Raw genomic sequence first — 13,414 nt, 5'->3', positions numbered from 1 at the left:
GCTGGCTTAGCCCGCCTTGGACGCAGCCTGCGCAGGCAGGTTGTCCTGGATGATGCGTTGGATGTCCGCGTCGGCGGCCTGCAACTGCTGCGCATACACGTCGGTGGAGAACACCGCGCCATTGGCGAACTTGGTCGGCAGCACGCTGCCCTGCTGGTCATGCAGGTTGACGTCGACCTTCATCGACAAACCGATGCGCAGCGGATTGCCGGCCAGTTGCTTGGCATCGACCGCAATGCGCACCGGCACGCGCTGCACGATCTTGATCCAGTTGCCGCTGGCGTTTTGCGCCGGCAACAGCGAGAACGCGCTGCCGGTGCCCAGGCCCAGGCTTTCGATGCGGCCGGTGTAGTCCACGCCGCCGCCATACAGATCCGAATGCAGCTCCACTTCCTGGCCCAGGCGCATGTGCTTGAGCTGGGTTTCCTTGAAGTTGGCTTCCACCCACACCTGCTCCAGCGGCACCACTGCCATCAGCACGCTGCCGGGCTGCACACGCTGGCCCAGCTGCGCCGAGCGACGCGCCACGTAACCGGACACCGGCGCGATGACACCGGTGCGCGCATGGTTGAGATAGGCCTGACGCAGCTGCGCGGCGGCAGTCTGCACGTCCGGCTGGTTGGCCACCGCACTGTCGTCCACCAGCGCGCGGTTGCGTTCGAAGCTCTCGCGCGAACCGCTCACCGCCGCTTCGGCCGCAGCCAGTTCCTCGCGGGCATGCGCCAGTTCTTCGTTGGAGATCGCGCCGCTGGCGGCCAGATCCTTGCGGCGTGCGAAGTCGGCACGTGCGCTGCGCAAGCTCACCTCGCGCGAGGATAGTTCGGCCTGCGCGCCTTCCACGCTGCGGTACAGACCACGCACCTGGCGCACGGTCTTGGCCAGATTGGCCTCGGCCTGCTGCAATGCGACTGCGGTGTCGGCCGGGTCCAGCTGCACCAGCAACTGGCCGCGTTCCACGCGCATGCCGTCTTCGGCGCCGATGCTGACCACGGTGCCGCCGACCATCGGGGTGATCTGCACCTGGTTGCCCTGCACGTAGGCGTCGTCGGTGTCCTCGTGCCAGCGGCCGACCAGGAAGTACCACACCACAAGACCGATGATCGCCAGGATCACCACAATGGCCACGATGCGCAGCGCCGCACGGCGCTTGCTGGGCGCGGCCGGCGCAGGTTGGGAAGAAGTTGGAGTCGTCTGGCTCATCGTCGCTGTCTCAGGAATTCGGTTGTGCGGAAGTGGTCGCGGCGTGTGCGGTGTCGCGCGCAGGTTCCGGCGTGAATCCGCCGCCCAGGGCACGCTGCAACCTCACCGAGGCCAACAGTTGTTGCGATTGCAGGCTGGCCATGCGCTGGCGTGCGAGCAGCAATTGCTCCTGCACGCTGAGCACTTCCAGGTAGCTGCCGATGCCGGCGCGGTAGCGCTGCTGCGCCAGTTCGAAGGCGGCGGTTACGGTCTGCACCGCGTCGTCCTGCGCACGCGCACGCTGCTCCAGCGAACGCACGGCGTTGACCTGGTCGGCCACCTCGCGCAGGGCGTCAATCACCTTCTGGTTGTAATCGGCCACCGCCAGGTCGTATTGCGCATCGCTGCCGGCCAGATTGGCGCGCAGCTTGCCGCCATCGAAGATCGGCAGGCTCAGCGCCGGTGCAACCACGCCGAACACCGAGGCGCTTTCCAGCAACTGGCCGACATCGCGATTCACCACACCGCCCAGCGCCGTGATGTTGAAACTGGGGTAGAAACGGGTCTTGGCGGCGGCGATATCCTGATCGGCAGCCTCCACGCGCCAGCGCGCGGCGACCACATCGGGGCGGCGGCCCAGCAGGTCGGCGGGCAGGTTGCTCGGCAGCTGCGTGGCGATGGCCGCCCTCAGCGTCGGGCGCGCGATCTCCAGCCCGCGATCCGGGCCCTGCCCGGCCAGCGCGGCCAGGGCGTTGCGGGCCTCGTCTATCTGCTGCTGCGCGGACTGCAGCTGCTGCTGCGCCGACGGCACGCGGGCCTGCGCCTGGCGCACCTGCAGATCGCTGTCGATGCCGGCGCCGCGGCGTTGCCGGGTGAGCTCCAAGGTCTTCTGCACGCGGGTCAATTCATCGTTGGCCACGTCGTGCAGGCGCCATGCGTAGTCGAGCTGCGCATAGGCTTCGGCGATCGCCGCCGACAGGTTCAGGCGTGCCGCCTGTGCGTCCACCTCGGCCGCATGCGCCTGGTCCACCGCCGCTTCCCAGGTGGCGCGCTTGCCGCCCCACAGGTCCACGCCATAGCGGAAGTCCAGCAACAGTTGGCCGTTGCCGCCGAACTTGCCGCCGCGCTCCTCGCCCACCATCGATTCGGGCAACTGCACGCCCGCATAGCCACCGGACACCGACAGGCTGGGGCCACGATCGGCCTGCGCGCTACCGATGCGTGCCTGCGCCTGACGCAGGCGCGCATCGGCCGCCGCCAGGCTGGGACTGTGCTGCAGGCCTTCGGCAATCAGCGCGTTCAATTGCGCATCGCCCAGGGCGCGCCACCAATCGCTGGCCGGCCAGGCGGCCGGGCTCAGGTTGGCCTGCGCGAGGGTGCGCTCGGCATGCAGTGCGCCCGGCTCCAGCATGGTGCCCTGCGGGGCAAGCCCGCGGCTGCTGGCGCAGGCGGCCAGCGCCAGCGTCAGCGCAGTGAGGACGAGCGGCCGCGCAAGCTGCGTGGACCGCAGGCGCAGCATCTGGATCGGGGAACTAGCAGCGTTCATGAGTTGAGTGCATCGCGGACACGGATGAGAAGAGAGGTGAGTTGCTCGCGCTCGGGCGGAGCCAGATCGCGCAAGCCATGCTCGATGGCGCGCTCGCCGCGCAGCTTCAGGCGCTCCCACAGCGCCACGCCCTGTTGGGTCATGACGATCTGCAGCGCGCGCCGGTCCTGCGCATGTGGCTCGCGTCGCACCGCACCGAGCGCTTCGAGCTTGTCGAGCAGGCGGGTGACCGCGCTCGGGGTCTGGTCCAGCGCCAGCGCCAGCTCGTTGGCCGTGCAGGGCGAGCGCACCGCCAGGATCTTCAGGCCGACGTAGTGGCTGAAGCCGAAGTCCGGCAGCTCGCCTTTCATTTCTGCATCGAGCTGACGCATCAGCGCATCGCGCACCTGGCGCAACAGCAGGCCGAACGACGGCGAGGCGGTGGAGAGGTCATTCATGGCGGGCTATTTTCTTCCGAAAAATATATTTGTCAACGCAAATATTTCTAACGGGATTAAACCGCCAGCAAGGATCGCCACCTTACGCGCCTGTGGCGCTGGCCTGGTAATACAATTGCGCCAATGACTGTCGAAAACCCGCCAACCACGGTCGATGCCCTGCCGCCCGGCGTGCGCGCCAGCTTCGAGTGGGCCGACGGACCGGAGGTGATCGCGTTCCTGGCCGACCTGCGCGCGGTATGGGCGCCGGAGACGGTTCGGCATGCGCATGTCCGCGGGCAGCTGATGTATGTGGAGCACGGCGTGCTGACGGTGCACACCGAGCAGGGAACCCTGTCGCTGCCGCCGGGCTGCGCCGGCTGGATGCCGCCCGGCCAGCAGCACACCGTGGAACTGGCCGGGCCGCTGCGCGGCTGGGGCGTGGTGGTCCGGCCGGACGCCTGCGCCGCGTTGCCCGCGCAAGGCGGGGTGATCCGCCTGACCGGGCTCGCCCGCGAGGTGATCATGCGCGCGGCCGACTGGCCGCTGGGCCAGCCGCTCGACCCCGCCCGGCAACGCCTGGCCGCGGTGCTGCTGGACGAATTGCACCAGGTGCAGATCGACCACCTGCACCTGCCAATGCCGGCCGACCGGCGGCTGCTGCGCATCGCCCGGCAGCTGCTCGATACCCCGGCCGACCCGCGCCCGCTGGACGCCTGGGCCGACTGGGGCGGGCTGTCGGCGCGCAGCCTGAGCCGGCATTTCCGCAGCGAAACCGGGCTGAGTTTCGCGCAGTGGCGGCAGCAGGCCCGGCTGGCAGAGGCGCTGCGGCGGCTCAGCCAGGGCAGCCCGGTCGCCCAGGTCGCCGACCAGCTGGGATACAGCAGCCCCAGCGCCTTCGTCAGTGTGTTCCACCGCCATTTCGGCGCTCCACCCACGCGTTATCTGGCCGGCACGCATGCGCGCGGCTTGGCATCCCCCGCCGCATCCGGATAATCGGCGCTCTTCGAGCTCGCGCCACGGCGCGGGCTCCTCTTTCGTAGGACCTGGCTTTACATGACCGATCTGACCCGCCCCACCTTCCACGGCTTCGAGCAGCTGCCGCTGCGCGAGTACGCCGAACGTGCCTATCTCGACTATTCGATGTACGTGGTGCTCGACCGCGCCCTGCCGTTCCTGGGTGACGGCCTGAAGCCGGTGCAGCGGCGCATCATCTTCGCGATGAGCGAGCTGGGCCTGAATGCCGCTGCCAAGCCGAAGAAATCCGCGCGCACCGTGGGTGATGTGATCGGTAAGTACCATCCGCACGGCGACAGCGCCTGCTACGAAGCACTGGTGCTGATGGCGCAGCCGTTCTCGTATCGCTACCCGCTGATCGAGGGCCAGGGCAACTTCGGCTCCACCGACGACCCCAAGTCGTTCGCGGCGATGCGCTACACCGAATCCAAGCTGACCCCGATCGCCGAGGTGCTGCTGGGCGAAATCGGCCAGGGCACCACCGATTGGGCGCCCAACTTCGACGGCACCCTGGAAGAGCCGACCTGGCTGCCGGCGCGCCTGCCACACCTGCTGCTCAACGGCACCACCGGCATCGCGGTGGGCATGGCCACCGACGTGCCGCCGCATAACCTCAACGAGATCGTCAGCGCGCTGCTGCGCCTGCTCGACAACCCCGATGCCACGGTCGCCGAGCTGTGCGAACACGTGCTGGGCCCGGACTACCCGACCACCGCCGAGATCATCACCCCGGCGGCCGATCTGCGCGCAATCTACGAGACCGGCCATGGCAGCGTGCGCGCACGCGCCACCTACAAGAAAGAACACGCCAACATCGTCATCGATGCGTTGCCGTACCAGGTCTCACCGTCCAAGGTGATCGAGCAGATCGCCCAGCAGATGCGCGCCAAGAAGCTGCCATGGCTGGAAGACATCCGCGATGAGTCCGACCACACCAGCCCGGTGCGGGTGGTACTGGTGCCGCGCTCCAACCGTGTCGATGCCGAGCAGCTGATGGGCCACCTGTTCGTCACCACCGACCTTGAGCGCAGCTACCGCGTCAATCTCAACGTGATCGGCCTGGATGGCCGCCCGCAGGTCAAGAACCTCAGGCATTTGCTGAGCGAGTGGCTGAGCTTCCGCAGCGACACCGTCACCCGCCGCCTCAACCATCGCCTGCAGAAGGTCGAGCGCCGCCTGCACCTGTTGGAAGGTTTGTTGATCGCCTTCCTCAACCTGGACGAAGTGATCCGCATCGTCCGCAGCGAGGACGAACCCAAGCCGGTGCTGATCGCGCGCTTCGCGCTCAGCGAGGAACAGGCCGAATACATCCTGGAAACCAAGCTGCGCCAGCTGGCGCGCCTGGAAGAAATGAAGATCCGCGGCGAGCAGGAAGCGCTGGCCAAGGAACGCGCGCAGTTGATGGCGATCCTGGAAAGCAAGACCAAGCTGAAGAAGCTGATCAAGGACGAGCTGACCGCCGACGCCAAGAAGTTCGGCGACGCACGTCGCTCGCCGCTGGTGCAGCGTGGCGCGGCGCAGGCGATCGACGAGACCGAGATGGTCACCAGCGAACCGATGACCGTGGTGCTGTCGGAAAAGGGCTGGGTACGCGCGGCCAAGGGCCACGAGGTCGACCCGGCCGGCATGTCCTACCGCGAAGGCGACAGCCTGCTGGCGGCGGTGCGCAGCCGCAGCACCCATCAGGTGGCGTTCCTGGATTCGGAAGGCCGTGCCTATTCGACCGCGGTGCACACCCTGCCCTCGGCACGTGGCAATGGCGAACCGTTGACCGGCCGTTTCTCGCCGGCCTCGGGCGCGGCGTTCCAGGTCATGGCCAGCGCCGACAACGCCACCCGCTTCGTGCTGGCGTCCTCTCACGGCTACGGCTTCGTCACCCGCTTCGAAAACCTCACCGGCCGCAACAAGGCCGGCAAGGCGATGCTCAACCTGACCACCGGCGCGCATGTGCTGACGCCTGCGCAGGTGACCAACCCGCAGAGCGACCGCATCGTCGCCGTCACCAGTGCCGGCAATCTGCTGGCGGTGACCGCCAGCGATGTGCCCGAGCTGGACAAGGGCAAAGGCAACAAGATCATCGACATCCCCAAGGCCAAGCTCGGCACCGAGCGCGTGGTCGCGGTGGTGGCGGTGGCTCCGGGCAACACGCTGCTGGTGCGCAGCGGCGCACGCACCATGAGCCTGTCGTTCAAGGATCTGGATACCTATGTGGGTGCGCGTGCGAGTCGCGGGGCATTGTTGCCGCGAGGGTGGCAAAAGGTGGACGGGCTGGAAGTGCAGTAACGGTGATTCGCTGACACGCCGCGCGATGGCGCGTTGGCCGTGCGGTTTTGAGCGACCCAAACTACTAACGCCAGCTGGACGCTGACGACTTTAGGGCATCACGCCCTCGGCCAGGTTGGCTTGCAACGGCGAGGCTACGCTGAGGCTCAAGCTCTGCATCGCCTTGAGAGGTAATCGAACGGTGCGGATGCGTCGGCTGTAGAACGAGAGATCTGCGGCCTTGCTGCAGGGCCCTTGCCCGCCCACCATCGCGGGACACGCCGCAAGTACATCCCTGTAGGCTCTTACGCGGCATCCATGCCGCGTAAGGTCCCGCGACGATGGGCGGACAATGACCGGTCAAGATGGTCGGTGTGGGTGGTTGTGAGCTCGGCGTGCGGGGGTGTGAGCAGTGCATGTCGCGCGGCGGTGCGGTGTGGTCTGAGCGGTTCCTTTCGATCTGCAGTGTGAGTGCCATTGGCTGCATCACGGCACTCGTCAACGCAAACCAACAAGACAACATCATGGACACAGATTTCTGGCTGCAGCGTTGGCAGAACGGTCAGACCGGCTTCCATCAGGACCAGGTGATGCCGTTGCTGCAAAAGCACTGGCCGGCGTTGCAGTTGCCGAAGGCTGCCCGCGTGCTGGTACCGTTGTGCGGCAAGACGCTGGACCTGCACTGGTTGGCCGCACAAGGCCATCGCGTGCTGGGCGTGGAGATATCGCCGCTGGCGGTGACGCAATTCTTCGCTGATGCCGGCCTGCAACCGCAGCGCCACAGCAGCCGCGCGGGCGAGCACTTTATCGCCGGCCCGATCGAAATTATCTGCGGCGACGCGCTTGCACTGGAGCCAAGCGTGCTGGCCGATTGCAGCGCCGTCTACGACCGCGCCGCATTGATCGCCCTGCCGGCCGGCTTGCGCCAACAGTATCTGCACACCACGTACGCGCGCCTGCCTGCGGAATGCCGCGGGCTGTTGATCACCCTGGAATACCCGCAGGCCGAAAAGGCCGGGCCACCGTTTTCGGTGGACGCTGACGCGGTGCACGCACTGTTCGGCACGCAATGGCAGGTGCAGCAACTGGAACGCCGCGACATCCTCGATCAGGAGCCGCGCTTCCGTGCCGATGGCGTCACTGCCCTGTCGACCGGCGTCTATCGCCTGCAACGCAACTGACGGTCGCTGGCGAACTCTGTCATCGGCGAGCGCTGCCGACGCCCCAGTCGGGCGCAGCAGGCGTTGCACAAGCAGCGCAGCGCGCGCCTATCAGCACCGCGCGGCGTTGCGCCACGCGCTGGTTCGCAGAACAGCGCAAGGCGCCGAGCAACACCGCCGCAGACCGCCGGCAGCTGACGCAGACCACCCAGCAAGGCAATGCCCCGCGCGGCACCTGCCGATTGCAAATCTGCGCTACGCACGCTCAGCGGCTGCGCAGCGCCCAGTCACCGGGCTCAGCCGGCGACGTGGCCCTTGTCGATCTTCGAGGTCTGGTACAGCTCCAGGCCGATCCGCTTGATCAGGCCCAACTGCTGCTCCAGCCACCAGGCGTGGTCCTCTTCGGTGTCCTGCAGCTGCTTGAGCAGGATGTCGCGGCTGACGTAATCGCCGTGCTCTTCGCACAGCTTCATGCCGGCGGCGAGATTGGCGCGCACTTCGTATTCCACCACCAGATCGCGCTCAAGCATCTCCACCACGGTCTTGCCTGGCGCAAACTCGGCCGGCCGCATGTCCGGGTCGCCTTCCAGGAACAGGATGCGCCGCAGCAGCGCATCGGCGTGCTCGGTCTCCTCTTCCATTTCGTGATTGATGCGCTCGTACAGCGCCATCAGGCCCTGGTCCTCGTAACGGCGCGAGTGCAGGAAATACTGGTCGCGTGCGGCCAGTTCGCCGCGCAGCAGCTGTTTGAGGTAGTCGACGACTTCGGGATGGCCTTTCATGATGTGCTCCAGCGACGCAATGCGCGCATGGTGCCCTAAGCCGCGGCGCAATGATCTAATCGGAATCACTTTCAGTTGCGCTTGCGGCCAGACCCGCCACGGTCATGACCGGCCGCCACACTGTGACCGAACTCAAGGACTCGACAATGCGCAAATGGCTGGGCCGGCTGCTGCTGGCAATCGTGGTGTTGATCGTGGCGGCCCTGTTGGCCGCGTATCTGCTGATGCGTGGCAGCCTGCCGCAGCTGGATGGCAACAGCGCACTGCAGGGCCTGGCGGCACCGGTCAGCGTGCAACGCGACCAGCGTGGCGTGGTCACCATCGATGCGGCCAGCCAGGTCGATGCCATGCGCGCACTCGGCTATGTGCACGCGCAGGAGCGCTACTTCGAGATGGACCTGATGCGCCGCGCACCGGCCGGCGAGTTGTCCGAGCTGTTCGGCGCCGCGGCGCTGGACCTGGACAAACGCAATCGCGTGCACCGGCTGCGCGCGCGCGTGCATGCCAGCCTGGATGTCGCCGCCGGCAGCCAGCGCGCCGCGCTGCAGGCCTATACCGAGGGCGTCAATGCCGGGCTGGCCGCACTGCGCGTGCGCCCGTGGCCGTACCTGTTGCTGCGGCAGACACCGCGCGCGTGGACGCTGGACGACTCCATCCTCACCGGCATGGCGATGTATGCCGACCTGCAGGACAACGACAACCAGACCGAACTGGCTGCCGCCCGCATCCGTGCGGTGGTGCCGGCGGCGCTGGCGGCATTGCTCGACCATCAAGGCTCCAGCTGGGATGCGCCGCTGTTCGGCCCCGCGCAAGGCGATGCCGTGCTGCCCGACGCCGCCGCCCTGGATCTGCGCCGCCTGCCGCATCCAGCCGCCACCACCGGCGCCGAGCCGCAGACGCCGGGCAGCAACAACTTCGCCGTGGACGGCAGCCTCACCAGCGACGGCCGCGCCATCGTCGCCGACGACATGCACCTGGGCCTGCGCGCGCCCAATATCTGGTTCCGCGCACGCCTGCGTTACCCGGACAACAGCGCGCCCGACGGCAAGGTGGATGTCACCGGTTTCACCCTGCCCGGCTTGCCGGCGGTGGTGGTCGGCAGCAACGGGCATGTGGCCTGGGCCTTTACCAACAGCTACATCGACACCGCCGACTTTGCGCGGATTGCGCCGGCCACGCCGGGTCATCCGCAAGCGCTCACCACCCATGTCGAAACCATTCGCGTGGCCGGCGCCGCGCCGGTGCGTTTTGCGGTGCGCGAGAGCGCCTGGGGACCGGTCCTGCACGACAACGCCGATGGCAGCCTGCTCGCACTGCGCTGGGCCGCGCAGCTGCCCGGCGCGATCCGGCTGGACTTTGCGCAGATGAGTACGGCGGCCGACGTGCAGGCCGCCTTCGCAGTGGCGGATCGCTCTGGCATTCCGGCACAGAATCTGTTGCTGGCCGATCGCAGCGGGCGCATCGCCTGGCGGTTGATCGGTGCGCGCCCGGTGCGCAATGCCGGCTGTGGCCCGAGCGGCATCGCCGAACTGGCAAGCTCGGCGCAGGGTGCGGACGCGGCATCGCCTTCGGTTGCGGCAACGGCGACACCGGCGCCAGCGCCGGGCGGCTGCCTGCCCTGGCCGGTGCGCAGCGACGCTGCTCCCGCCCTGATCGATCCTCCCTCACACCGGCTCTGGACCGCCAACAGCCGCGTCGTCGATGCGCAGCAGTTGGCCACGCTCGGCAATGCCGGCTACGACCTGGGTGCGCGTGCGCAGCAGATCCGCGACGGCTTGTTCGCCAGGCAACGTTTCAACGAGCTGGACCTGCTCGCCATCCAGCTCGACGATCGCGCCGTGCTGCTCACGCGGTGGTGGCAGTTGTTGCGCAGCGTGGTCGAGCACAGCAAGGACCCGGCCTTGCAACAGATCGAAGCCGCCACCCGGCAGTGGGACGGGCACGCATCCACCCGCTCGGCCAGCTATCGCATCGTGCGCGGCTTTCGCGGCATGACCATTGACGCAGTGGAAGCCGGCCTGCTGGCGCCGGCAAAAGCCGCGCTTGGCAAGGACTTCCTGCCGCCGCGTCGCGCGCAGCTGGAAGGCATCGTCTGGCCGTTGCTGCAGCAGCGCCCGGCGCATCTGCTGCCGCCTGCCTATGCAAACTGGGATCAGCTGCTTGCCGAGGCTGCACGCAATGCGCAGACGGATCTCGCTGCGCAGGACGGCGCCTTGAGCGAACGCACCTGGGGCGAACGCAACACCGCCACCATCTGTCACCCGATCGCGCGGGCATTGCCTGCGCTTGCAAAGCGCTGGCTGTGCATGCCACCCGACCAACTGCCAGGCGATCGCGACATGCCGCGCGTGCAAGGCCCGGCCTTTGGCGCCTCCGAACGCATGGTGGTGTCGCCCGGCCACGAACAGGACGGCATCGTGCACATGCCGGGCGGCCAGAGCGGACACCCCTTGTCGCCGTTCTGGGGCGCAGGCCACGACGATTGGGTACACGGCCGGCCAACCCCGTTCCTGCCGACCGCAACCCGCTACACGCTGCAATTGCAGCCGAAATAGGCGTGGTCATTGCTGTCTCGAGCGTCGACACAGGTTTCGACCGTCGTTGGGGACTGGACGAACGCAAAATCGGTGTCTGCGTTCTGCCGATCGCACCTCGCATCTCGCACCTCGCACATCTGGATACCCAAGTATCCGCAACCACGCCCACCCACCGATCTGCGCAATCAAGCGAGCACAACATGCTAAGATGCATTTGATAACCATTCCCATTAGTGACCAATGCGCCCCACGCTCCTTGTCACCGCGCTCGCCGCTGTCTTGGCGTTACCCTCGCCCCGCGCCTTCGCCCAACAACACACCAGCACCTCGGCAGCCGTCACCGACCTCGATGGCGTCGACGTCGTCGGCCGTGCGCAGACGCTGTACAAATCCGACGATGCCGCGGTGGCCACACGCACCGATACGCCGTTGTCGCTGGTGCCGCAGTCGGTGCAGGTGCTGCCGCGCGAACTGATCGACGACCAGGCCGCGCGCCAGATCACCGACCTGTATCGCAGCATCAGCGGCATCAGTTTCTTCAGCTATGCCGGCGTTACCCTGCGCGGCTTCCGCCAGGAGAACGTGCTGTACGACGGATTGCGTGGCGATCCGTATGCCGGCTTCTCGGTGCCGCAGCTGTTCAATATTGAACGCGTGGAAGTGCTCAAGGGCCCGGCCGGTGCGTTGTACGGCGGCGGCGAACCCGGTGGCGTCATCAATTACGTCACCCGCAAGCCCGGCCATCAGGCCGCGCGTCGGGTGGAGCTGCAGGTGGGTAATCAATCCTTCGGGGCGGCCTCGTTCGAGGCCACCGGGCCGGCACGCGTTGACGGACGCATTAGCTACCGCGTTGGCGCCTATGCCGATGGCGAGGATGGCTTTCGCCGCAACACCGATAGCCAGAGCCAGATCGGCGATGCGTCGGTGGCGTTCGACATCGGCCAGACCGGCGAGCTCACGCTGCAGTACACCGACATCACCCAGAACCTGGGCGGCAATCGTCTGCGCGGCGTGCCGGTGGACGACGACGGCAACTTCCTCACCGACCGTCGCTGGAACCACAACGAACCCACCGATTTCCTCGACATGCGCGCCAAGGTGGCGTTCGCGCAGTACCGCTTTGCGCCGTCGGATGCATGGGATGTGGACATGGCGATGCGCTGGTTCAAGAACGACGAGCATCAGATTTATCACGAGCCGATGGGTCTGATCGACCGCGATGGCGACGGCACCGCCGAATGGATGACGCGGCAGCTGCGCAACCAGTTCCGCGACAATGATGCGATTTCCAGCAACGTCAACGCGGTGTTCCGCACCCGCATCGGCGCGATCGAGCACAAGCTGCTGATGGGCGCGGACTACTATCGGCTGGATGCGGATTTCCGCGCGCAGACCGCCAACACCGCAGACACCGGCCGCGTGCGTGGGCCGGTGCCGGGCATCGACCTGTTCAACCCGGTATACGGCCGCAGCGGCTTTTACGACTACGGCCTGGACAGCCTGCCCTGGCGTGCCACCAGCACCCGCAGCCAGCGCTATGGCGCGTATCTGCAGGACGAACTCACGCTGACGCCGCGCTGGTTTGCGATGGCCGGACTGCGTTGGGACGGCTTCAAGGACGACAACCGTCTGGACGGCTCGCGTGTCACCGGCAACGATCTCAGCTGGCGTGTGGGCAGCACCTTCGTGCTGCGCGATGGCATCAACGCGTACGCGAGTTATGCCAGCGGCTTCCTGCCGCAGGATGCCGCCAATCAGGACAGCAGCGTCGGCGGGCCGTTCGATCCCGAGCGCAGCACGCAGTGGGAAGTGGGCCTGAAGACCGCGCTCAACGATGGCGGGCTGACGCTCAACACCGCGCTGTATCGCATCGAACGCAGCAATATCGTGCAGGCCAACGGCAGTATCGTCGATGGCGTCAATCAGCTCTCCGCGCTCGGCCTGGTGCGCAGCGAAGGCCTGGAAGTGGATCTGCTGGCCGACCTCACCGAACGCTGGGTGCTCAACCTGACGTACGCCTACAACGATGCACGCGTGCTCGATGCCGGCACCAACGGCATCACCAATGCGTCCGGCGACCGCTTTGCCAATGCACCGCGCAACACCTTCGGTCTGTGGACGCGCTACGACCTGCCGGCCTGGAACTCGGCAATTGCCTTCGGTGCCGACTATGTGGGCGAACGGGTCAGCCTGGAAGGCCAGCGCGTCAAGCCGTACGCCATCTTCGACATCAGCTGGCAGACGCAGTGGGATGCCTGGAAACTGCAGGTCAACGTCAAGAACCTGTTCGACAAGGTCTATGCCGCCAGCGGGTTCACCGAACGCACCGGTCACTTTCCTGGCGAACCGCGCCGCATCTACGCGCAGCTGGCCTACAGTTTCTAAGCGTGGCAAACGGGCGCCTGCCCGGGCCTTGAGCGATGCTGCAACTGTGACGCTGGTCGGTCAAAGCGGCCGCTGCACGCACAGTTGCGGCCTCAACCACGGCAGTGCAATGAACCTGCGCCGAATCAGG

Annotated in this window: 9 protein-coding genes; 5 read left to right on the top strand and 4 right to left on the bottom strand. The window is 67.0% G+C overall.

Annotated features, from left to right (window positions below; all coding sequences use genetic code 11):
- Window positions 1-6: 6 nt before the first annotated feature.
- The 3 genes from ABQY64_RS07510 to ABQY64_RS07500 are packed head-to-tail and all read right to left on the bottom strand — an operon-like array spanning window position 7 to window position 3,162.
- Window positions 7-1,200 (bottom strand): efflux RND transporter periplasmic adaptor subunit, encoded by a 1,194-nt coding sequence (locus ABQY64_RS07510; protein WP_024938906.1) that lies wholly within the window; start codon window positions 1,198-1,200, stop codon window positions 7-9.
- A 10-nt stretch (window positions 1,201-1,210) separates the two neighbouring features.
- The gene (locus tag ABQY64_RS07505; RefSeq protein ID WP_349780631.1) at window positions 1,211-2,698 is read right to left on the bottom strand and encodes an AdeC/AdeK/OprM family multidrug efflux complex outer membrane factor; all 1,488 of its coding nucleotides are present in this window, start codon (window positions 2,696-2,698) and stop codon (window positions 1,211-1,213) included.
- 23 nt (window positions 2,699-2,721) lie between these two features.
- Window positions 2,722-3,162, bottom strand: coding sequence for a MarR family transcriptional regulator (locus ABQY64_RS07500; protein WP_349780619.1), 441 nt, complete (start codon window positions 3,160-3,162; stop codon window positions 2,722-2,724).
- Window positions 3,163-3,285: 123 nt separating this feature from the next.
- Here ABQY64_RS07500 and ABQY64_RS07495 point away from each other — a divergent pair, with 123 nt between their 5' ends.
- From ABQY64_RS07495 to ABQY64_RS07485, 3 genes are all read left to right on the top strand, one after another.
- Complete coding sequence (locus ABQY64_RS07495; RefSeq protein WP_047124219.1) at window positions 3,286-4,137, top strand: helix-turn-helix domain-containing protein; 852 nt, start codon at window positions 3,286-3,288, stop codon at window positions 4,135-4,137.
- A 60-nt stretch (window positions 4,138-4,197) separates the two neighbouring features.
- Entirely contained in the window at window positions 4,198-6,441 is a 2,244-nt protein-coding gene (parC, locus tag ABQY64_RS07490) for a DNA topoisomerase IV subunit A (RefSeq protein ID WP_065050095.1), read from the top strand.
- Window positions 6,442-6,944: 503 nt separating this feature from the next.
- On the top strand, window positions 6,945-7,601 hold the full coding sequence (locus ABQY64_RS07485) for a thiopurine S-methyltransferase (RefSeq protein ID WP_065050135.1): 657 nt from the start codon (window positions 6,945-6,947) through the stop codon (window positions 7,599-7,601).
- A gap of 275 nt (window positions 7,602-7,876) precedes the next feature.
- Here ABQY64_RS07485 and bfr read toward each other — a convergent pair whose 3' ends face one another.
- Entirely contained in the window at window positions 7,877-8,362 is a 486-nt protein-coding gene (bfr, locus tag ABQY64_RS07480) for a bacterioferritin (RefSeq protein ID WP_039511630.1), read from the bottom strand.
- Between the two features lie 146 nt (window positions 8,363-8,508).
- On the opposite strand from bfr, the gene ABQY64_RS07475 reads away from it, so the two are divergent.
- Complete coding sequence (locus ABQY64_RS07475; protein ID WP_349780618.1) at window positions 8,509-10,917, top strand: penicillin acylase family protein; 2,409 nt, start codon at window positions 8,509-8,511, stop codon at window positions 10,915-10,917.
- A 222-nt stretch (window positions 10,918-11,139) separates the two neighbouring features.
- On the top strand, window positions 11,140-13,284 hold the full coding sequence (locus ABQY64_RS07470) for a TonB-dependent receptor (protein WP_349780617.1): 2,145 nt from the start codon (window positions 11,140-11,142) through the stop codon (window positions 13,282-13,284).
- Window positions 13,285-13,414: the final 130 nt, after the last annotated feature.

It is taken from the genome of Xanthomonas sp. WHRI 7065 (assembly GCF_040203115.2).
Lineage (GTDB): Bacteria > Pseudomonadota > Gammaproteobacteria > Xanthomonadales > Xanthomonadaceae > Xanthomonas > Xanthomonas arboricola.
Note: the sequence above shows the minus strand (reverse complement) of the source record. Positions and strands in the feature narration are given on the sequence as shown.